Origin of the sequence: Curtobacterium sp. YR515, assembly GCF_900113095.1 — a bacterium.
Taxonomy (GTDB): Bacteria; Actinomycetota; Actinomycetes; order Actinomycetales; family Microbacteriaceae; genus Curtobacterium.
Genome location: NZ_FOOD01000002.1, coordinates 68,628 through 89,323 on the forward strand (window position 1 = coordinate 68,628; position 20,696 = coordinate 89,323).

Annotated in this window: 16 protein-coding genes; 7 read left to right on the forward strand and 9 right to left on the reverse strand. The window is 70.9% G+C overall.

The features are described from left to right. The first annotated feature begins 34 nt into the window (after window positions 1-34). The 5 genes from glmS to tsaE are packed head-to-tail and all read left to right on the forward strand — an operon-like array spanning window position 35 to window position 5,027. The gene (glmS, locus tag BM028_RS05065; protein ID WP_092385077.1) at window positions 35-1,882 is read left to right on the forward strand and encodes a glutamine--fructose-6-phosphate transaminase (isomerizing); all 1,848 of its coding nucleotides are present in this window, start codon (window positions 35-37) and stop codon (window positions 1,880-1,882) included. A gap of 7 nt (window positions 1,883-1,889) precedes the next feature. Further along, complete coding sequence (locus BM028_RS05070) at window positions 1,890-2,264, forward strand: holo-ACP synthase (protein ID WP_092385079.1); 375 nt, start codon at window positions 1,890-1,892, stop codon at window positions 2,262-2,264. Further along, entirely contained in the window at window positions 2,261-3,364 is a 1,104-nt protein-coding gene (alr, locus tag BM028_RS05075; RefSeq protein ID WP_092385081.1) for an alanine racemase, read from the forward strand. Before BM028_RS05070 ends, alr (BM028_RS05075) begins: the two co-directional genes overlap by 4 nt. After that, window positions 3,361-4,521, forward strand: coding sequence for an alanine racemase (alr, locus tag BM028_RS05080; protein ID WP_175496002.1), 1,161 nt, complete (start codon window positions 3,361-3,363; stop codon window positions 4,519-4,521). Before alr (BM028_RS05075) ends, alr (BM028_RS05080) begins: the two co-directional genes overlap by 4 nt. Then, entirely contained in the window at window positions 4,518-5,027 is a 510-nt protein-coding gene (gene tsaE / locus BM028_RS05085) for a tRNA (adenosine(37)-N6)-threonylcarbamoyltransferase complex ATPase subunit type 1 TsaE (protein WP_441294440.1), read from the forward strand. The genes alr (BM028_RS05080) and tsaE overlap by 4 nt, the downstream gene beginning before the upstream one ends. A gap of 74 nt (window positions 5,028-5,101) precedes the next feature. Here the strand turns inward: tsaE and BM028_RS05090 are convergent, their stop codons facing one another. The 5 genes from BM028_RS05090 to BM028_RS05110 all read right to left on the reverse strand — a co-directional run bounded on the left by BM028_RS05090 (window position 5,102) and on the right by BM028_RS05110 (window position 13,844). Continuing rightward, complete coding sequence (locus BM028_RS05090; RefSeq protein WP_092385083.1) at window positions 5,102-7,144, reverse strand: hypothetical protein; 2,043 nt, start codon at window positions 7,142-7,144, stop codon at window positions 5,102-5,104. Window positions 7,145-7,146: 2 nt separating this feature from the next. Beyond that, window positions 7,147-8,961, reverse strand: a complete 1,815-nt coding sequence (locus BM028_RS05095; RefSeq protein ID WP_092385085.1) for a hypothetical protein — start codon at window positions 8,959-8,961, stop codon at window positions 7,147-7,149. Further along, a complete protein-coding gene (locus tag BM028_RS05100) occupies window positions 8,958-10,997 on the reverse strand; it encodes a hypothetical protein (RefSeq protein ID WP_139219751.1) in 2,040 nt (679 codons plus the stop codon). The genes BM028_RS05095 and BM028_RS05100 overlap by 4 nt, the downstream gene beginning before the upstream one ends. Window positions 10,998-11,139: 142 nt before the next feature. Then, window positions 11,140-11,724 carry a TetR/AcrR family transcriptional regulator gene (locus tag BM028_RS05105; protein WP_092385089.1) on the reverse strand — a complete coding sequence of 195 codons (585 nt, stop codon included), beginning with the start codon at window positions 11,722-11,724 and terminating at the stop codon, window positions 11,140-11,142. Window positions 11,725-11,783: 59 nt separating this feature from the next. After that, on the reverse strand, window positions 11,784-13,844 hold the full coding sequence (locus BM028_RS05110; RefSeq protein ID WP_092385091.1) for an MDR family MFS transporter: 2,061 nt from the start codon (window positions 13,842-13,844) through the stop codon (window positions 11,784-11,786). A 184-nt stretch (window positions 13,845-14,028) separates the two neighbouring features. Between BM028_RS05110 and BM028_RS05115 the strand changes: the two genes are divergently transcribed. Both BM028_RS05115 and BM028_RS05120 read left to right on the forward strand, forming a co-directional pair. Further along, a complete protein-coding gene (locus BM028_RS05115) occupies window positions 14,029-15,009 on the forward strand; it encodes a phosphotransferase (protein ID WP_092385093.1) in 981 nt (326 codons plus the stop codon). Between the two features lie 25 nt (window positions 15,010-15,034). Next, window positions 15,035-15,454: a hypothetical protein gene (locus BM028_RS05120; protein WP_092385095.1), complete on the forward strand. Its 420-nt coding sequence runs from the start codon at window positions 15,035-15,037 to the stop codon at window positions 15,452-15,454. Window positions 15,455-15,487: 33 nt separating this feature from the next. Here the strand turns inward: BM028_RS05120 and BM028_RS05125 are convergent, their stop codons facing one another. The 4 genes from BM028_RS05125 to BM028_RS05140 form a co-directional block, all read right to left on the reverse strand. Beyond that, window positions 15,488-16,936 (reverse strand): SPFH domain-containing protein, encoded by a 1,449-nt coding sequence (locus tag BM028_RS05125; protein ID WP_070417837.1) that lies wholly within the window; start codon window positions 16,934-16,936, stop codon window positions 15,488-15,490. A gap of 145 nt (window positions 16,937-17,081) precedes the next feature. Further along, window positions 17,082-17,909 carry an ammonia-dependent NAD(+) synthetase gene (nadE, locus tag BM028_RS05130; protein WP_092385774.1) on the reverse strand — a complete coding sequence of 276 codons (828 nt, stop codon included), beginning with the start codon at window positions 17,907-17,909 and terminating at the stop codon, window positions 17,082-17,084. 39 nt (window positions 17,910-17,948) lie between these two features. Continuing rightward, complete coding sequence (locus tag BM028_RS05135) at window positions 17,949-18,128, reverse strand: hypothetical protein (RefSeq protein WP_070417835.1); 180 nt, start codon at window positions 18,126-18,128, stop codon at window positions 17,949-17,951. Between the two features lie 213 nt (window positions 18,129-18,341). Continuing rightward, window positions 18,342-20,438 carry a choice-of-anchor G family protein gene (locus BM028_RS05140; RefSeq protein WP_092385097.1) on the reverse strand — a complete coding sequence of 699 codons (2,097 nt, stop codon included), beginning with the start codon at window positions 20,436-20,438 and terminating at the stop codon, window positions 18,342-18,344. Window positions 20,439-20,696: the final 258 nt, after the last annotated feature.

The window sequence follows — 20,696 nt, forward strand, 5'->3', positions numbered from 1 at the left end:
GGTCGTCGTCCAGCCAGACCGTAGGATCGTCCCCATGTGTGGAATCGTCGGCTACGTCGGCAGCAACAGCAGCCAGGACGTCCTCCTCGGTGGTCTCCGTCGGCTCGAGTACCGCGGCTACGACTCGGCGGGCATCGCCGTCGTGGACGGGTCGCACGAGCTCGCGTCCGCGAAGAAGGCGGGCAAGCTCCAGGCCCTCGTGGACGAGCTGGAATCGCACCCCATCGCCGACGGCGGGACGGGCATCGGCCACACCCGCTGGGCGACCCACGGTGGCCCGACCGACGGCAACGCGCACCCGCACCTGGCCGACGGCGGCAAGCTCGCCCTCATCCACAACGGCATCATCGAGAACTTCTCCGAGCTCCGCACCGAGCTCGAGGCCGAGGGCGTCGCGTTCCTCAGCGAGACTGACTCCGAGGTCGCGGCACACCTCGTCGCCCGGTCGTTCCGCGCGACCGGTGACCTGACCGCCGCCATGCAGCAGGCCGTGCAGCGGCTCGAAGGGGCGTTCACGCTCCTCGTCGTGCACGCCGACCAGCCCGGTGTCGTCGTCGGCGCCCGTCGCAACTCCCCCCTCGTGGTCGGCCTGGGCGACGGCGAGAACTTCATGGGCTCCGACGTGGCCGCGTTCGTGGCCTACACGCAGCGCGCCCTCGCCATCGGGCAGGACGAGATCGCCACGATCCGCCCCGACGGCGTCGCCGTCATCCACTTCGACGGCACCCCGGCATCGCCGAGCGAGTTCGAGGTGAACTGGGACGCCTCCGCGGCCGACAAGGGCGGCTGGACCTCGTTCATGGCGAAGGAGATCAGCGAGGAGCCCGAGGCCGTCGCCAAGACCATCCTCGGCCGCGTGCACGACGGCGCCGTGACGCTGACGGACCTCGACCCGATCGCCGACCGCCTCGCGCAGGTCGACCGGGTCATCGTCATCGCCTGCGGCACCGCGGCCTACGCCGGTATCCTCGGCAAGTACGCGATCGAGCAGTGGGCCCGCGTCCCGGTCGAGGTCGAGCTCGCGCACGAGTTCCGCTACCGCGACCCGGTGCTGAACGACCGCACGCTGGTCGTCTCGATCAGCCAGTCCGGCGAGACCATGGACACGCTCATGGCCGTGAAGTACGCCCGCGAGCAGGGCGCCCAGGTCCTGTCGATCTGCAACACCCAGGGCGCAACGATCCCCCGCGAGTCCGACGCCGTGATCTACACGCACGCCGGTCCCGAGGTCGCCGTCGCGTCGACCAAGGCGTTCATCGCGCAGGGTGTCGCGCTCTACCTGCTCGGGCTGCACCTCGCCACGTTGCGGGGCACCCTCACGGCCGAGCAGATCGCCGAGCAGGTCGCCGAGCTCGAGGGCCTCGCACCGAAGCTGCAGCAGACCATCGACGACGCGTCCGGCATCAAGGACCTCGCCCGCTGGATGGCCGACACCCGGAGCGTCCTCTTCCTCGGCCGCCACGTCGGCTACCCGATCGCTCTCGAGGGTGCCCTCAAGCTCAAGGAACTCGCGTACATCCACGCCGAGGGCTTCGCCGCCGGTGAGCTCAAGCACGGCCCGATCGCCCTGATCGAGCCGGGGCAGATCGTCTTCGTGATCGTCCCCTCGCCGCGTGACCCGCGGTCGCTGCACCCCAAGGTCGTCTCGAACATCCAGGAGATCCGCGCCCGCGGTGCCCGGGTGATCGCGATCGCGGAAGAGGGCGACGCCGCCGTGCTGCCCTTCGCCGACGAGGTGCTGCGCATCCCGCTCGCGACGCCGCTGTTCGAGCCGCTGCTCGCGGTCGCACCGCTGCACATGTTCGGCATGGAGCTCGCCGCGGCCAAGGGCCTCGACGTCGACCAGCCGCGCAACCTCGCGAAGTCGGTCACCGTCGAGTAGTCGCGCGATGATCATCGGCATCGGTGTCGACGTGGTCGACCTGGAACGGTTCGAGCGGGTGCTCGACCGGACGCCCGCGATGCGCACGCGCCTCTTCACCCCGTCGGAGCTCGTCCGCGACGGGGAACCCCGGCCGATCGCGTCGCTGGCCGCGCGGTTCGCGGCGAAGGAAGCGCTGATCAAGGCGTTCGGGTCGAGCGCCGGGCTGAGTTGGCAGGACCTCGAGGTCGTCTCCGACGACCAGCGGAACCCGTCGCTGACGCTGCGCCAGGGGGCGCGCCAGGTGGCGGACGGGCGCGGGGTGACGAGCGTGCACCTCTCGCTCTCGCATGACGGAGGGATCGCGACGGCGTTCGTGGTCCTCGAAGGGAAGCAAGCGTGAGCGCGTTCACCGGCATCACGGTCGATCGGGAGGCGCTGATCGCCAACTACGCGACCGTCGCCGAACAGGTGGCTCCGTCCGGCGTCATCGCGGTCGTCAAGGCCAACGGCTACGGCCACGGCGCAGCGGAGTCCGCGCAGGCCTTCGTGGACGCCGGCGCGGAGTGGCTCGGCGTCGCGGACATCGACGAGGGGATCGCCCTCCGCCACGCCGGCATCGACGAGGGCGTCCGGATCCTGGCGTGGTTGCACGCCCCCGACGAGGACTTCCGTCGCGCCGCGCAGTACGGCATCACGCCGGCGGTCTCCAGCGTCGACCAGCTCTCCGCCGCCGCCGACTCCGAGGTCCCCGCGGTGCACATCTGCGTCGACACCGGCCTGAGCCGCAACGGCGCGGTCGAGTCCGAGTGGTCCGAGCTCTTCGCCACCGCCGGTCGCCTTGCCCGCAGTGGCAACCGCACCCGCATCGAGGGCCTCATGTCGCACCTGGCGAACGCCTCCCGCGCCGACGACCTCGACCAGGACGCCGCACTCCAGCGGGCGCTCGACGGTCTCGCCGCGAACGGCATCGTTCCCGACATGGTGCACCTCGCCGCCAGCGCTGCGAGTCTCGCCGTCGCGGAGACCCGGCACGACGTCGCCCGGGTCGGCCTCGCGCTGTACGGCCTCAGCCCGTTCCCCGACCGCACCTCGGCCGACCTCGGGCTCCGCCCTGCGATGCGCGTGACCGCCGCGGTCCTCCGGACGGTCCCGGTGCGAGCTGGCGAGGGCGTCAGCTACGGCTACACCTGGCGTGCGACGTCGGACACCCGGCTCGCGGTGATCGGGCTCGGGTACGCGGACGGCTTCGACCGCGACTTCGGCAACCGCGTCTCGGTCCGGATCGGCGACCGCACCTTCCCGGTCGTCGGTCGCGTGGCGATGAACGCCATGCACGTCGACATCGGCGACGCCGACGTCCGGATCGGCGACGAGGCCGTGCTCTGGGGCGACCCGGCGAACGGCGACCCCGCGGTCGAGGACTGGGCCGCCGCAGTCGGCACGATCAACTACGAGGTGGTCGCCCGGGTCGGCCGCAGCGTCGAACGGAGGACCTCGTGAACGCGCCGCTGCGCCGAGCCCGGATCGACCTCGACGCCTACCGCGCCAACCTCGACCTGGTCCGCGAGTGGATGGACCCGGTCGAGCTCATGGCGATCATGAAGGCCGACGCCTACGGGCACGGTCTCGAGCCGATCGCCCTCGCCGCGGTGGACGCGGGCATCCGGTGGATCGGCGTGCTCACGGTCCCCGCGGCCCTGCGTCTGCGGTCGATCGGCGTCGGCGAGGACGTCCACCTCTTCACGTGGCAGCACGACCCGGCGCTGGACTTCCGCGACGCGATCGACTCCGCGGTCGACCTCGGCGTCTCGAACGTGCCGGAGCTGCAGCGGGTGATCGACGCCGTCGACCAGCGTCCCGCCCGGGTGCACCTCGGCTTCGACTCCGGCCTGCACCGCGACGGTTCGACGCCGGACGACTGGCCGGCCCTCGTGACCCTCGCCCGTGACGCCCAGCGTGACGGGCGCATCGAGGTCGTGGCCGCCTACACGCACCTCGCCGAGTCCTCCGACGACGAGGACGCCTCCGCCGTGGCGCTCTTCGACGACGCGGTCGAGCAGGCCGACGACCTCGGGCTCGACATCCCGACGGAGCACGTCGCCGCCTCGCTCGCCGGGCTCGAGCGCAAGGAGTTCCGCAAGGACATGGTCCGGATGGGCGCGAACCTGTTCGGCATCCCCGGTGCCGACGGCGTCTCGGCGGCCGACCTCGGCCTCGAGCCCGTGATGACCCTGACCGCCTCGGTCGCGAAGACGAAGCGCGTGCCCGTCGACACCGGTGTCTCGTACGACTACACGTACCGCACCACCGCCGAGACCACCCTCGCGCTCGTCCCGGTCGGCTACGCGGACGGCGTCCCGCGGCTGGCGCAGGGCCGCATCGAGGTCGCGATCGGCGGCACGCGCTACCCGATCGCCGGTCGCGTCGCGATGGACCAGTTCCTCGTGGACGTCGGCGACGACGACGTCCGGGTCGGTGACACCGTCGTGCTGTTCGGCACGGGTGAGCACGACGAGATGACGGTCCTCGAGTGGGGCGACGCGCTCGGCACCATCGGCGAGGAGATCGTCTGCCGGATCGGCACCCGGGTGCCCCGCGTCTACGAAGGGCACCGGGTCGAGGGCCACGTCGCCGAGTACCTCCGGGGCGAACGGTGACCGACTCCCACGTGCTGCTCGACACCACGGCCCGGACCACCGAGGAGATGGGTGCACTCGGCGCCCGACTCGCGGCCGTCCTCCGCGCCGGTGACCTCGTCGTCCTGACCGGTCCGCTCGGCGCCGGCAAGACCACCCTGACCCGAGGGCTCGGCGCAGCGCTCGGCGCCCGCGGGCAGGTCTCGAGCCCGACGTTCGTCCTCGCCCGGACACACCCGACCTCGGCCGGGCCGGACCTCGTGCACGTCGACGCCTACCGACTGTCCGACCCGGTCGAGCTCGACGACCTCGACCTCGACTGGGACGCCTCGATCGTCGTCGTCGAGTGGGGGCGCGGGTTCGTCGACGGCATCTCGGACAGCGTCCTCGACGTCGAGATCGTCCGCGCGACGGGTGCCGACGACGCGGTCGCAGGTGACGACCTCGACCCGGACGACGTCCCCGACGAGCCGCGCCGTGTGGTCGTCACCGCCTCCGGCCCACGCTGGGCGGACGCCACGATCTGACGGACAGGAGGCGCGGATCACGTGAGCCGGTCGGCTCGCGTGATCCGCGCCTCCTGGTCGACCTGTCGGGCCGATTACTGCGCGGTCAGGGTGAAGGTGAGGTCCTTCGCCCCGTCGGACTTGAGGGTCCGGGTGAAGGTGTCGTCGGTGATGACGGCACCGGTCGTGTACGACCACTTGCCCTCGGCGTTCGCGGTGACGTTCATCAGGTACTTCGACCCGGAGTAGATGTTGACCTTGGCCTTCGGCTCCGCCGTGCCCTCGATCAGCTGCTTCTGACCCTTCACGAACGTCGTCGTGACGACCGTGATCGGCGCCTTCTGCTCCTGCTCGGCAGCCGTCAACGTGAACGTCACGTCCTTCGCCCCCTCCGACTTGAGGGTCCGGGTGAACGTGTCGGTGGTGATGACGGCCCCGGTCGTGTACGACCACTTCCCGTCCTCACCCGCCACGACGTTCATCAGGTACTTCGACCCGGAGTACACATCGACGCGAGCCTTCGGCGCGGCCGTGCCCTCGATCAGCTGCTTCTGCCCCTTCACGAACGACGTCGTCGCCACCGTGATCGGTGCCGCCTGCTCCTGCTCAGCAGCCGTCAACGTGAAGGTGACGTCCTTCGCCCCCTCCGACTTGAGCGTCCGGGTGAACGTGTCACTCGTGATGACGCCACCGGTCGTGTACGACCAGGTCCCGTCCTCACCGGCCACGACGTGCATCAGGTACTTCGACCCCGAGTAGATGTCCACCTTCGCCCTCGGTGCGGCCGTGCCCTCGATCAGCTGCTTCTGCCCCTGCACGAACGACGTCGTCGATACCGTGATCTCCGGGGCCTGCGCCTGCTCCGGCTGGATCGTTCGCTCCACGACCTCGCTGAACCCACCGTGCTCGAAACCGCTCGCCTGCACGGTGAAGGCTGCGGTCGCCGGCACGGCGCTCGTCGCCGTCCAGTTGCCGTGACGGTCCGCCTCGACACCGTAGATGCCGGTCCGCCCGGGGAGCCCGTCGACCCGCACGGTCGAGTACGCGTCGGCCGTACCCGTCACGGTCGCGACCTCGCCGACCACGAACGTCTGACCCTCGGCGACGGTGAAGTCCCGCTGTACCGGGGCGTAGGCCTCGTCCGCCGTCACGCGCTCGACCCTGGTCGATCCGGCGACCGTGAAGGTGATGTCGTACCCGTCTGCAGTCGCGCTCTTCCCGGGCGTGAAGAGCTTCCACTTGCCGGATGCATCGGCGACGATGCGCTGCGTCGGTCCGAGGTTCGGGACGCCGGGGTTCGTCGGCAGCCCCTCGACCTTGATGGCCGAACCCGGGAGCGCCTCACCGGAGAGCGCGAGCCGGGTGCCGGGCGCGTAGGTCAGCCCGTCCTCGATCGTGAACGCCTCGAACTCGCCAGCCCGGGCCTCGAGCTCGACGTGTTCCTGCACGGTCTTCGACTGCCCGAGGCTCTGCCCGGTCACGTCGACGACGATCGCGCCGGACGCGGGCTGCGCGGCACGGATCGACCAGTCGCCGTTCTCATCGGCGATCGCACCCACCGCATCGCTCGACGGCGTACCGGGGAGACCCCGGACGATGACGATCGAGTACGCGTCCGCGGTCCCGGACACCACCGGCCGTTCGCCGGCGACGAAGCGCTGGCCCGCCGGGACGGTGAGCTCCCGCTCGACGAGGTGGTAGTCCGGGTCCGCCTTCGTGGTGACGTCGATCGACGTGCCTCCGGACGTGACGGTGAGGTCGTACGAGTCGGCGCGTGCCGAACCGGCGGAGGTCGCGACGACCCACTTGCCGGTGTGGTCCGCGAGCACCGTGGCGGGCTTGTCGATCGCGCCGTTCTTCCCGGGCAGTCCGGCGATCGTCACCTCGGCGTCGGGGGCTGCGGTACCGGTCAGGCCGACTCGGTCGCCCGCTGCGAACTGGAGCCCGTGCGTGACGGCCAGGGCGGCGGAGGTCGAACGTTCCGCTGACTGCGCCACCGCGGTGGTCTGCGCAGCGGCGGCCGCAGCGGTCGCCGAGGTCGCGGGGAGGGCGACGAGGCCGGCGAGGACGGCCACGGCGATCGCGCCGCCGGCGCACCGCTGACCGGGGGTGTACTTGTGCTGCTTCTGGTGTTCCATGTTCAGTCTGCTTCCTTGGTGAGGGTGAAGGTGCGGTCCCCAGTCCCGGCGGACTTGAGGGTGCGGGTGAAGGTGTCGGTGTTGATGACCCCACCGGTCGTGTACGACCACTTGCCGTCGGCGCCGGCCGTGACGTTCATGAGGTACTTCGAGCCGGAGTAGACGTTGACCGTCGCCCTGGGCGCGGCGGTGCCCTCGATCAGCTGCTTCTGGCCCTTGACGAACGACGTCGTCGCGACCGTGATCGGCGGAGTCTGGGACGGCGCAGCGTGCAGCGTGAACGTCACGTCGTCCGCGCCGAGCGACTTGAGCGTCCGCGTGAACGTGTCGACGTTGATGACCCCACCGGTCGTGTAGGACCACTTGCCGTCGGACCCAGCGATGACGTGCATGAGGTAGTTCGACCCCGAGTAGACGTCCACTCGTGCGTTGGGCTTGGCCGTGCCCTCGATCAGCTGCTTCTGGCCCGTGACGAACGTCTTGGTCGCCACGGTGATCGGTGCGACCTTGTCGGTGCGGGTGAAGGGGAACTCCACGGTCCCGCCATCCTCGAAGTGCTGGGTGACGCTCACCGTCTCGTTGTCCAGGTAGAGCTTCGACGTGGTGATCTCCCACCGCCCCTCGGCATCCGCCCGGACGAGATCGGCGGCGCCGAACCTGCCGAACCACACCGAGAGGAGCGCGTACGGTGACGCCACACCGGTGATCCGGGTCGGCATCCCGCGGACGAAGGTCTGCTCCGACGTGATCGCGACCGGCCGGAAGGCGACGCCCTCCTGCAGGGAACGGAGCTCATGGTGCGTCTCCTCGTCTCCCTGGCGGATCGTGACGTCGAGCCTCGAGCTCAGGGACTCCGTGCCGATCTTCCGCCCTGAGACGTACTCGAACTCGCCGGTGGTGGGCGAAGCGACCACCGATCCGCTGAGGCCGTCGCCATCGAACGCATCCGTTGCGGACACCTCGATCCGCGCACCGGGCGACGCCGTGCCCGAGATCCGGAGCGGCGTCCCGTTGAGGAACGTCAGGTCCGACGTGACGACGACCGGTGCCGTGATCGGTACCGGGTCCTCACCACCGCCGTCGACGGTGACCTCGACCTTGAGCGGGGTGCCGCCAGTGCCGTCCGCATTCGAGTTCCCGGTGATCGTGACCTGTTCGGCGCGCGTGAGCACGTGATTGCTCCGCGCCGACCACATGCCCCGGTGGTCCGCGGTCGCGCCGACCACACCACGCTCGAAGCGAAGTAGCACCGGCGAGAAGGCATTCGCGGTGCCGGAGAGGACGGCGCGTTCTCCGGGCGTTCCGTTCAGCCCGTCGGTGACCGTGAAGTCCCGTTCAGTGGTCGTGAACTCGGGGTCGGCGGTGAGCGTGGCCGACACCGTCGGTCCGGACGGCTCGAGGTCTTTCTCGCCGAGGCGCATCGGCGTCACGGTGACGTCGTACCTGGGAGCGGTCGCGGCAACCGCCCCGCCCGTCGTCGACCAGACGCCGTCCGGGCGGACGAGCGTGGCGGAGGTCCCTGTTGTGCCGTCCTTCTTCGGGAGTCCGGTGATCTTGACCCATTCGTTCGCGGGTCCGGTGCCGGCGATGCCGATGGGCCGGCCCGGCAGGTACCGGAGGTCGCTCTCGATGGTGGCGCGGTCGGTCTGCGTTGCGCGCTCGGCGGCCTGCGAGGCGGACGTCGACGGCTCGGCGGCCGTTGCCGGGGTGGCGGGGAGGGCCACGAGGCCGGCGAGGACCGCGACGGCGATCGCACCACCGGCGCAGCGTCGGCCCGTCGTCGTGGAGGACTTCTGCTGTTCCATGTTCTTGCTCACTTCGCGGTCAGGGTGAAGGTGACGTCGTCCGTACCCGCGGACTTGAGGGTCCGGGTGAACGTGTCGGTGTTGATGACCCCACCCGTCGTGTACGACCACTTCCCGTCAGCGCCGGCGATCACGTGCATCAGGTACTTCGACCCCGAGTAGACATCGACGCGGGCCTTCGGCGCGGCCGTGCCCTCGATCAGTTGCTTCTGCCCCTTGGCGAAGGTCGTCGTCGACACCGTGATCGGCGCCGTCTGCTCCTGCTCGACAGCCGTCAGCGTGAACGTGACGTCCTTCGCCCCCTCCGACTTGAGCGTCCGGGTGAACGTGTCGGTGGTGATGACCCCACCAGTCGTGTACGACCACTTCCCGTCAGCGCCGGCGATCACGTGCATCAGGTACTTCGACCCCGAGTAGACGTTCACCTTCGCCTTCGGCGCGGCCGTGCCCTCGATCAGCTGTTTCTGCCCCTTCACGAACGACGTCGTCGCCACCGTGATCGGCGCCGCCTGCTCCTGCTCGACAGCCGTCAACGTGAACGTCACGTCCTTCGCACCGTCGGACTTGAGCGTCCGGGTGAACGTGTCGGTGGTGATGACGGCACCGGTCGTGTACGACCACTTCCCGTCCTCACCCGCCACGACGTTCATCAGGTACTTCGACCCCGAGTAGACGTTCACCCTCGCCTTCGGCGCGGCGGTGCCCTCGATGCGCTGCTTCTGCCCCTTGACGAACGTCTCCGTCGCGACCGTGATCGCCGGGGCGTCGTCGCGACGGGTGAACACGTGCTCGGTCGTCTCGCCGGCCTCGAAGAGCTGCTCGATGCGCACGGTCTGCTCGGGCCCGGCGAGCTTCGTGGTGGTGAACGTGAAGGCACCGTCAGCGTCCGCCCGCACGAGCTCCGCGCGGCCGAGGTCGGCGACCCGCACCGACAGCAGCGAGTGCGGCGACGTCGTGCCGGAGACGACCGTCTCAGCGCCCTCGTCGTAGGTCGTGTCCGAGGTGACCTGGGTCGATCGGAAGGCGACGCCCTGCTGGAGGGAGTGGAACGCGAGATCGGTCTCGTCATCGCCCTGTCGGACGGTCACGTCCAGCACGGGCAGCCCGTTGGGCATCGCGACGTTGCGGTCGGAGACGAACTCGAACGCCCCGGTCTCGGGCGACGCCGTCACCGTCCCGCCGAGGGACGAGCTGGTGACGGAGTCGGAGGCGATGACCTCGATCTCGGCTCCGGGCGTCGCGGTCCCCGTGATCCGGAGACGCTCCCCCCGCAGGTACGTCAGGTCCGAGGTGACCTCGACCGGCACGGACTCGGGCGGGTCGACTTCCTCACCGTCGCCTGGATCGGGAGCGCCGTCCTCGTCGAGGACCACGAGTTCGACCTGGACGATCGCCGAGAAGTCTCGGTCGGCGTCCGTGTTCGCCAGGACACGAACCGGCTGGTCGGAGGTCACGGCGCTCCGGCTCTCTGCAGACCAGCGTCCTGCATGGTCGGCCTGGGTCCGCACGACCCCGCTCTCGAACTCGACCTGGACCGGCGTGAACGCATTCGCGACTCCGGACAGGACGGCCGTCGAGCCGCGGCGCACCTCGAGGCCGTCGGTCACGCTGAGCTCGCGTTCGACGATGGAGTAGCTGGCATCGGCCGTCAGTGTCTGTGCGATCGCGGCACCGATCGGTGTGAACCGGTTCGACTCGAGGTGCACCGGCGTCGCGGTGATGCGGTAGCTCGACGCCCCGTCACTCGGGATCGAGGTGGTCCAGACGCCTCGGTGGTCGATCGGGACCTGTGTCGGAGCGCCGTCCTGGTCCGTCGGGAGGCCGTCGACCTCGACCCATTCGTTCGACGGGCCCGTCCCCGACAGGTGCACCTGACTGCCCGGAGCGAAGTACGGGTCGCTCTCGATCGTGACGACAGCGTCACGGACCGGCGCGACCGCGCTGCTCGTGGCAGCCGTCGCGGTCGTCGGCACGCTGACGATGCCGGCGAGCAGCATGACGCCGAGCGCGCCCGTCATGCAGGTGGAGAGGGTTCGAGGGATGTGCATCCGGAGCCTTTCGTAGTCGGACACCCAAATATGCGGTATCTGACATGTTGAAAAACTGGATGCGATGACAGTGGCCGGTCACAGACAGGAGGCGCGGTGCGGGTCGGACCCGCACCGCGCCTCCTGGACGTGGTCGCGCTGCTCAGACGGCGGCGAGCCGCCCCATCTCCGCGACCACGCCGCGGAGCCGGTCCGCCAGCTCGTCGCGGGACGCGACCGAGAACCGGTGCGCGACCTCGATGACGGCAGCCATGACGAGCGTGACGGCGGTCCGTGCCGCCTCGGCGTCGGTGCGTTCGGCGGCGACCTCGACGATCGCCGACCGGGCCTCGGCCATCCACTGCAGCATCGTCGGGACCATCTCGGGCCGCGCCTGCACGAGTGATTTCATCCGGCGGCGGTCCTCGGGCAGGGTCACGGTCTGCGCGACGAGGTCGCAGAGGTCGGACACGAGCATGCCCGCACCGGCGAGGAAGGTCGCGCGGGCGGGGTCCGGGACGGTGGTCGCGGGGAGGCCGAGGGCGGCGTTGCCCTTGGACGGGAAGTAGTTGAAGAACGTGCGGGGCGAGACGCCGGCGGCGGCGCAGATCTCCTCGACCGTGACGCCGGCGAGCCCGCGATCGGTGACGAGCTCGAGCGCGGACCGGTGGATGGCGGCCCGGGTCTGCTGCTTCTTGCGCTCCCGCAGGCCGCTGTCGCCGGGGGCGGGGGCTTCGGTGGTGGTCACGTGGTGGCTCCTCGGACGGACGACGGGGCCTCCCGCGGTGGCGGGAGGCCCCGTGCGACCTAGCGGTCCGACGCGCCCCGCTGGACGGGGATCGAACCGGTGACGGGAGCGGTCGGCGAGCCCATGGTGTCGGCGGCCTTGACCGCCTGGACCTCGAGGTCGTCAGCCGTGCCCTCGTTGTCTGCCTGCTCCTGCAGGGCCGAGCTCTTGCGGAGCGGCGGCGCCTTGAAGAACCAGCTCAGGACGAAGGCGAGCAGGATGACCGCGAAGCCGACCCAGTAGACCGTGACGGCCGACGAGTTGAACCCGGTCATGAAGGGCCTGGTGAGCGCGGCGTCCGCACCGTTCAGGTAGGACGTGTCGCTCGTCTCGCTGCTCGACGCGCCCTTGTCGCTCGTGCCCTTGTCGATCTGCTTCGACAGCGCCGGGGCGAGGTCGTCCACCCAGTACGTGCGCTGGGCCGAGTCGGACCAGTCGACGACGAGCTTGCCGTCCTGCACGGACGCGTGGGCCTTGTCGGCAGCGGCGGCGAGCGCCTGCTGCTGCACGGCCTCGGGAGCGCCGGCCGTGGCCTGGGTCACCTGCGCGGTGGCCTGGTCGAGTCCGGACTGGACCTGCTGCTTGATCGGGGTGACGATCGGGTTCCAGATCTGGTCCATGACGCCCTGGTTCGCCTTGGCACTGGCGACCGTCGGGTTGAGCGCCGCGTCGAGTGCACCGGTCAGGTTCTTCTGGTCGGCCGTCGCGTGCAGGATGTTCGCCGGCATGATCGAGAACAGGACGCTCAGGAGCACCGCGGTGCCGAGCGTTCCGCCGATCTGGCGGAAGAACGTCGCCGAACTGGTCGCCACACCCATGTCACGCGGCTGCACGGAGTTCTGCGAGGCGAGGGTGATGCTCTGCATGAGCTGGCCGAGGCCGAGCCCGATGAGGAACATGCCGATCATCAGGAACCAGAGCGGCTTGTCGATGGTCATGAACGTCAGGACGACGTAGCCGAGCGAGACGAGCGCGGTGCCGATCACCGGGAAGATCCGGTACTTGCCGGTGCGGGCGACGATCTGGCCGGAGGCGATCGAGGCGATCATGAGCCCACCGATCATCGGCAGGGTCGCGAAGCCGGACTCGGTCGGGGTGAGCCCCGTGACGATCTGCAGGTACAGCGGGATGGTCAGCATGGCGCCGAACATCGCGAAGCCCACGAGGAAGCCGAGGATCGTGGCCATCGAGAAGACGCCCGAGCGGAAGAGCTTCAGCGGGATGATCGCGTCGTCCTTCATGAGCGTCTCGATGACGAGGAAGGCGACCAGGCCGAGGGCACCGATCACGTAGCAGGCGATCGCGGCGGCCGAGCCCCAGCCCCAGGTGCGGCCCTGTTCGGCCACGAGCAGGAGCGGGACGAGGGTCACGATGACCGAGGTCGCGCCCCACCAGTCGATCCGCGGCTTCGCCTTGGCGTCGCCGAACTTCGGCAGGTGCAGGAACGCGATGACCATGAGGAGCGCCGCGATGCCGATCGGGACGTTGATCAGGAAGACCCAGCGCCAGCCGGTGACGCCGAGGATGGTCGACGCGCCGGAGAAGAGCCCGCCGATGAGCGGACCGATGACCGAGGAGATGCCGAAGACGGCCAGGAAGTACCCCTGGTACTTCGCGCGCTCGCGGGGAGCGAGGATGTCGCCCATGATCGCGAGCGGCAGGGACATCAGCGCACCGGCACCGATGCCCTGGAAGGCACGGAACGCGGCGAGCATGATCATCGACGTCGACATGGTCGAGAGCAGCGAGCCGATGATGAAGACCGCGATGCCGAAGATGTAGAGGGGACGACGGCCGAAGACGTCGGAGAGCTTGCCGTAGATCGGCGTGGTGATCGTCGACGCGATCAGGTATGCCGTGGTGACCCAGGCCTGCTGGTCGAGACCGTGCAGGTCGTCGCCGATGGTGCGGATGGCCGTGCCGACGATCGTCTGGTCGAGCGACGAGAGGAACATGCCGGCCATGAGGCCGTAGATGACGAGGAGGATCTGGCGGTGCGACATGATCGGCTTCCCCGGCTGGCCGGCCGGGGAGCTCTGTCGTCCGCGCGACACCTCGACGGGTGCGGTGGCAGTAGACATGGGGGTCCTTCAGGGGTGCGTGTGGTGGTCGTGGTCGCGAGGGACGCCGGGGCGTCGTGGCGGGCCGATGACGGCGGGTCAACCTTGCAGACGCTGCAACTTTACACCATGAGCACCTTTGCTACATACGCAATCTTTCCCATTGTGCATGTTTGTGAACGCCTCCTCAGGTACCGTGGGCCGCATGGGGCGGACGACGTGGACCGATGTGCCGGCAGTCCTGCGGGAGCGCATCGAGACGGTGCTCGGGGGCGCGGTGGCGCGAGCCGAGTCACAGGCGGGTGGGTACTCCCCCGGTGGCGCCGACCGGGTGGTCACCGCGGACGGTCGACGAGCGTTCGTGAAGACGCTCTCGCGGTCGCGGAACCCGGACGGCTTCGGGATGCACGAGCGTGAGGCCGAGGTCATGGGCCACCTGCCCGGTTCCGTGCAGGCGCCTCGGCTGGTCGACACCGTGCGCGGGACCGTCGACGGGGACGACTGGATCGCCCTCGTCATCGAGGACGTGGACGGACACCACCCCGGCGCGGCGGGCGACGGGTCCGACGTCACCGCCGTGCTCGACGCACTCGACACGCTGCCGACCGCCACCGGGACGCTCGCACAGCTCCCTCGCGTCGCGGACGACCTCGTCGAGGACTTCGGCGCCTGGGACCGGATGGCCGCCTCAGGCTTCCCCGACGTCGTCCCGGCGCACGTGGTCGCCGCTGCCCCCGCGATGGCGCGGGCGGCACGCGGCGCCGCGGCGGCCGTCGACGGAGGTTCCCTGGCGCACGTCGACTGCCGCGCCGACAACCTGCTCGTCGACGCGGACGGTGTCGTCTGGGTCATCGACTGGCCCTGGGCGGCCGTCGGCGCGCACTGGCTCGACCCGCTCACCTACCTGCTCGACGTGCTGGTGCGCGGCGAGGACACCGACGTCGAGCTCCACCTCGCCACCCACCGGGTGTTCGCGGGGGTGCCGGCGTCGAGCGTGGACGCGGTCCTCGCCGGGCTCGCCGGGACGTTCTTCGAGAAGGCGTCCCGCCCGGCGATCCCGCACATGCCGACGCTCCGGGACTTCCAGCGACGCGAGGGGCTGGCGGCCGCCGAGTGGCTGCTGCGACGGTGGGGAGGACTGCCGCCGGGGGGAGAGCCCGCGTACCCCGCTGTCCAGGAAGCGTGATCCGGTCGAGCGTACCGTCCCGCACATGACTGACGAGCACGAAGGCCAGCGTCCGGAAGACGATGCTGCGCGGCTCGGACTCGTCGTCGTCGGCGAGGCAGCAGCGCTGCACTCGGGCGACGAGGCGGCCCTGGACGCGAGCGAACAGAACATCCGCGACACCATCGACGAGATGATCGACGAACCGTTGACCGAGCGGCAGGAGCAGGTGGTCGAACGACTGGCGTCGGCCGGGGGCACGCTCACCGCGGGTCTCAGCGGTGCCCTCGCCGCGCAGACCGGCCGGAGCGTCGACGACATCCTCGAGGGAGCCGCCCGCAGCGTCGTCTGGCAGCAGCGCCTGGCGGACCAGCGCCGGGACGGACACGACGGTTCCGGTGAGCGCGAGGACGCCGGCGGCCAGCAGCGCGACCGCCGCGACGACGACGGGCGCGACGAGGACTGACCCCCGCCGCGCCCGCACCGGACGACGGATCGGCTACTCGGCCGCCGCGGACTCCTGCTCACGCACGACGGCGCGGGCTGCGGCCTGCCCCGTCGTGGTGCTCTTGACGATGTCGCTCAGCGTGAAGCCGGCCGTCGTCCCGAGCAAGGCGTCGACCTCGCTGAACTGACTGACCACGCTCTTCGAGAGTGCTCCAGCGCCATCGGAGGACACGACGGTCAGCTTGTCGATGTTGCCCATCGGCGCCGCGAGCTCGCGGGCGATGCTCGGCAGCGTCTCGATCGCCTTCACCCGGAGGACGGCCTCGGAGTGCTGGGCGAGTGCGTCCGCCTGCGCCTTCGTGGCGTCGGCCTCGGCCTGGCCCTTGGCGCGGATCGCGTCGGCGGCGGCTTCACCCTCGGCGCGGGAGGCGTCCGCCGCGAGCTTGCGCGCCTCGGACTCGGCCTGGGCCTCGGCGGCGATCGCCTCGGCCGAGATGCGTCGGGCCTCTGCCTGGGCACGGGCGGTCTCGACCTGGGCAGCGGCGGCCGCCTCGGCCTCGACGCGGGTCTTGCGCGCCTGCGCCTCGGCCACCGCGGAGACCTCGGACTCGAGCTCGGCACGGCGGAGTTCGGCACGCTTCTGCGCGGTCAGCTGCTCCTGCTCGACGACGCCCTGCGCCGCGCGGGCCTGGGCGAGCGGGCCAGCGGCGGCGGCTTCGGCGGAGGCACGGTCGGCGTCGAGCTGCAGGGCGGCCCGACGGATCGCGAGGGTGTTCTCCGCCTCGGCGATGGCCTGGTCGGCCGTGGCACGGGCCTCACGCGCTTCGCGGTCGGCCTGGGCCTCGGCGTTCTCGGCCTCGAGCCGGACCCGCGCGCGCTCGGCACGTCCGAGGTCGCTGATGTAGTCGTTGCGGTCCGAGATGCCCTTGATCTCGAACGAGTCGACGTCGAGTCCCTGGCTGTGCAGGGCGTCCTTCGCGACGTCGAGCACGGCGACGGTGAGCTGGTCGCGGTTGCGGATGATGGTCGACACGTCGGTCGCACCGATCGAAGCACGGAGCGAACCCGACAGGACCTCGCGCGCGAAGTCGTCGATCTTCTTCTCCTGGCCGAGGAACCGCTGCGCGGCGGCCCGGATCGACGCGTCCGCCTCGCCCACCTTGACGAGCGCCACGGCCTCGACGTCGATGGTCACGCCGCGGGAGTCCTGCGCGTTCACGTTGATGTCGATCGCGCGCGAGCTCAGCGAGATCTTGGCGACGCGCTCGAAGAACGGCCGGACCAGGACACCGGCGCCGAGGACGACCTTGATCCCGGACTCGACCGTCTCGGTGCCGTCGGGGTTCTTCACCTTGCGGGAGCGCTTGCCGGTGATGATGAGCGCTTCGTCGGCGCCGGCGTTGCGGTAGACGAGCTTCGCGTAGATCAGCACGATGACCGCCAGGACGACGACCCCCACGACGATCAGCGGGACGGCTCCGAGCGCGAACAGGACTTCCATGACTCCCCCTCGTGGAACAGGCCGCAGCCTGGATTCCGCATCTGTTGTTCCGTTGGCTCCCATCGTAGGAGAACGCACGGACAGACAGGAGGCGCGGTGCGGGACGGACCCGCACCGCGCCTCCTGGACGGGGTCGCGTCAGCGCCTACGCGCCCGCACGCCACCAGTCGTCGAAGGGCGTCGCCGGGACCTGGCGCTTGTGCTCCGTCGCCCGGTAGCGCGACTCGATCGCCTCGGCGACCTCGATCGGGACGTCGTGGCCCTGCAGGTACGCGTCGATCTCGGCGTACGACAGCCCGAGGTTCGCCTCGTCCGTCTGGCCGGGCGTCTCGTCGAGCAGGTCGGCGGTGGGGGCCTTCTCGTACAGGCGGGCCGGGGCGCCGAGGTGCTCGAGCAGCTGCCGGCCCTGGCTCTTCGACAGCCCGGTGAGCGGGGTGAGGTCGACACCGCCGTCGCCGTACTTCGTGAAGAAGCCGGTCACGGCCTCGGCCGCGTGGTCGGTCCCGACGACGAGGAGCCCCCGCTGCCCGGCGACGGCGTACTGCGCGACCATCCGCATCCGGGCCTTGACGTTGCCCTTCACGAAGTCGCTCAGCTCCACCCCCGAGGCCGCGGTGTCCTGCATGACCCCGTCGACTCCGTGCTCGATGTTGACGGTGATGCCCGGGTCGGCCGCGATGAACTGCAGCGCGAGCTGGGCGTCGTCCTCGTCGGCCTGCACGCGGTACGGCATGCGGACGGTGGTGAACTCGGCGGGGTGCCCCTCGGCGCGGAGCGACTCGACGGCGAGCTGGGTCAGGCGCCCGGCGAGCGTCGAGTCCTGGCCGCCGCTGATCGCGAGCAGGTAGCCCTTGGCACCGGTGGTGAGCAGGTAGTCCCGGAGGAACCCGACGCGACGGGCGATCTCCTGCTCCGGGTCGATGGTCGGCTGGACGTTGAGGTCCGCTGCGATGGCGGCTTGGAGTTCACGCACCACCCCAGTATCCCGCTGCATCCGCCGCGTGCACAGGGTTCAGTGGACGCGATCCGCGCCGACCGGACGGATGGTGTTGTCGTGGTCGGCCCCGATCGCGCAGGTGCAGACGACGCCGATGGTCTCCTGCGCCCGGGTGAGGACGAAGCGTTCCACGTGCGGGGGCCCGACGTGGCGGTCGAGCGGGTGGGTGTCGTGGTCGTGCACGGTGGTCCTCACGTCGCGGTCGGAATCGGTCGGAAGCGGTCGGAATCGGTCGGAATCGGTCGGAAGCGGTGGATCGAGTCGGCCGGCCGGGAGGGGCCGGCGGCGGGACGAGGGGTGCCGGTGCGGTGGTGGCCCGAACCACCACCGCACCGGCGGGACCGCGGCGACCCGAACGCGCCGCGGTCCCGGGAGACGGGCGCCGGTACCCGCCGGCGCCCGTCCGGGTCAGGCTCGACGCATGCGCCGCGCGACGAGCGTGCCGCCGCCGGCCGCGAGGAGCAGCCCGGCGAGGAGCAGCAGCGGCAGGAGCTCGGCACCGGTGTAGGCGAGGCTCCCGGCACCCGCGCCGTTGCCGACCGCACCGGCACCGGCACCGCCCGCGCCGCCTGCGCCGCCGGGGCCGCCTGCGCCTCCGGGGGTCCCCGGCGTACCGGGCGTACCCGGCGTACCCGGCGTCCCCGGGTCGGTCGGGTCGACCGGTGCTGCTGCGACCGCGAAGGTCACCGCGGCGGGGTCGCTCACGAGGGTGCCGATCGTCTCGACCGCCTCGGCCTCGTGGTCACCGACGGCGACCCCGGGGAACGTGACCGTCCACGTGCCGTCCTCGCCCGCGACGGTCGACTGCGTGCCCTCGTCGTCACCGTCGAGCGTGACGTCGACGTCGGCGCCCGGCTCCGCGGTGCCCGTGACCGGCACCGAGGTGGTGTCGTCGTCCGCCGGGACCGTGTAGTCGGTCCCGTCCTCGGGCGAGGTGATGGCGATGCCCGCGAACGGGTCCGCCTGCACGGTCGCCGTCGCGAGGTCGACGGTCGCCAGGTCCGCCGCCGGCAGGAGCTGCACGCGGACGGCCCGGACCGTGGTGGCCCCGGTGTCGTCGGCGGCCGGCTCGGTGAACGCCGGGGCGGTCTGCGAGTTGATCGTGACGGAGACGAGCTGGTTCACGACGTCGAGCAGCGGGTCGAGCGCCGTGACGGTCGACGTGATGGTGGTGAGCAGGGTCTGCACGGTGTCCGCCACGAAGTCCCCGCCGAGCACGTCACCGAGGATGCCGGTCAGCGCCGGGACGATGGTCGAGCCGAGCAGCGGCTGCAGCAGCGGGTCGAGCGTGCCGAGCACCGGGCCGAGGATCCCGTCGCCGGTGACCGTGAGCGTGGCGCCGTCACCGGTGCCGAGCAGGTCCCCGACGGTGGTGTCGACCGTGAGGGTCAGCCCCGCCACGCCGGCTCCGAGCAGGTCGACGCCGGTGTCCACGACGAGCTGCACGTCGGCGACGTCCAGGGCGTTCGTGAGCGTCGTGGTGAGGAGTGCCGGCAGCTGCTCGGTCAGGATGTCCGAGATCGCGCCGGTGATCTGCGCGTTGATCGTCGCGTCGTCGAGCAGCGTGGTGTTCGCCGGCAGGTCGTTCAGCGTGTAGAGCTGCGCGAGGTCGATCGTGACCACGCCCGAGGACAGGTCGATCGTGACCGGGCCGTCGGTGAGCGGCTGCTGCGTCACGGTGGCGAGCGCACCCTGCAGGTCCACGTCGGCGGTGAGCTGGGCGGTGGTGTCGTCGAGCGTCAGGACCCCGAGCCCGAGGGTGTTCACGGCGTCGGTCACCGGGTCGAGCAGCGCCGCGGTGAGGTCGGTGGTGAGACCGTCCTCGCCGATCGCCGCGTTCACGGTGTCGTCGGTGGTGCCGAGCGTCGTGTCCAGCGACGTCACGAGCTGCTGGACGGCGGGGCTGACGAGCCGGACCTGTGCGCCGGCGACCTGGTAGTCGGTGGTGACGTCCGGAGCCCCGAACGTCCGCGTCGCCTCGGCCCGGGCGGACAGGGCGCCGAGCCCGACCGAGAGCTCGCTCACGACGCCGTCGACGTCGAGGTCGCCGAGCAGCGGGGTGAGGTTCACGGTGGCGCCGGTGCCGGGGGTGCCCGGACCGACCTGGATCGCGCCGTCCGCGCCGACGGCTCCGGCGGCCGCGACCGCCGAGGTGGTGTCCGTGCTCGCGACCTGGCCGGCGACGCCGACGTTCACGAGACCGTTCTGGCCGAGCAGCTGGATGCCCCCGGGGACGTTGATCCCGATGCTGTTCAGCACCGAGAGGTCGAGCGGGTCGGACTGCCCGGCGGTCGCCCCGCCGGGAGCGGTCGCGCCGAAGGACCCGGCGAGCGCCGCGACGCTGTCGAGGTCGACGGAGCCGCTGCCGGAGAGCAGACGACCCTCGGCCTGGGTCGCGTCGGTCGCAGCGGCGTGTGCGGGGAGGGCTGCTCCCCCGATGATCACGGCCGCGACGGTGGCCGTGGCGCCCGCGCGGAGCGCGAAGCGTGTTGCAGTGCGTGGCATGGTGCCTCTTCCTCCAGGCGGAGGTCGTCCGCCTGCTGATCCATCCCCCGCTGGTGGGGCGGGAGATCCGACGGGCGCGCTGGTGGGGCGGCCCGGAGTCACGTGTGCGCGTCGTGCTGCGCGCGGGCGCGGCTATCCGGGGTGATCACCCCCGGCGAGGCGGGGAGCGGTGCAGGCAGCGTCCACGGACGGGCGCATCGATCGTGCGCGCATCGTTCGTCCTCGTGCCATGTCCTGATCCCCCCGGGTGGGCTCGGC

Bases quoted from the DNA above. Each gene is read 5' to 3' on its own strand.
- BM028_RS05070 (WP_092385079.1), top strand. From the start codon at position 1,890: ATGATCATCGGCATCGGTGTCGACGTGGTCGACCTGGAACGGTTCGAG.
- BM028_RS05110 (WP_092385091.1), bottom strand. From the start codon at position 13,844: ATGTCTACTGCCACCGCACCCGTCGAGGTGTCGCGCGGACGACAGAGC.
- BM028_RS05090 (WP_092385083.1), bottom strand. From the start codon at position 7,144: ATGGAACACCAGAAGCAGCACAAGTACACCCCCGGTCAGCGGTGCGCC.
- BM028_RS05125 (WP_070417837.1), bottom strand. From the start codon at position 16,936: ATGGAAGTCCTGTTCGCGCTCGGAGCCGTCCCGCTGATCGTCGTGGGG.
- BM028_RS05120 (WP_092385095.1), top strand. From the start codon at position 15,035: ATGACTGACGAGCACGAAGGCCAGCGTCCGGAAGACGATGCTGCGCGG.
- glmS (WP_092385077.1), top strand. From the start codon at position 35: ATGTGTGGAATCGTCGGCTACGTCGGCAGCAACAGCAGCCAGGACGTC.
- BM028_RS05100 (WP_139219751.1), bottom strand. From the start codon at position 10,997: ATGCACATCCCTCGAACCCTCTCCACCTGCATGACGGGCGCGCTCGGC.
- BM028_RS05115 (WP_092385093.1), top strand. From the start codon at position 14,029: ATGGGGCGGACGACGTGGACCGATGTGCCGGCAGTCCTGCGGGAGCGC.
- BM028_RS05140 (WP_092385097.1), bottom strand. From the start codon at position 20,438: ATGCCACGCACTGCAACACGCTTCGCGCTCCGCGCGGGCGCCACGGCC.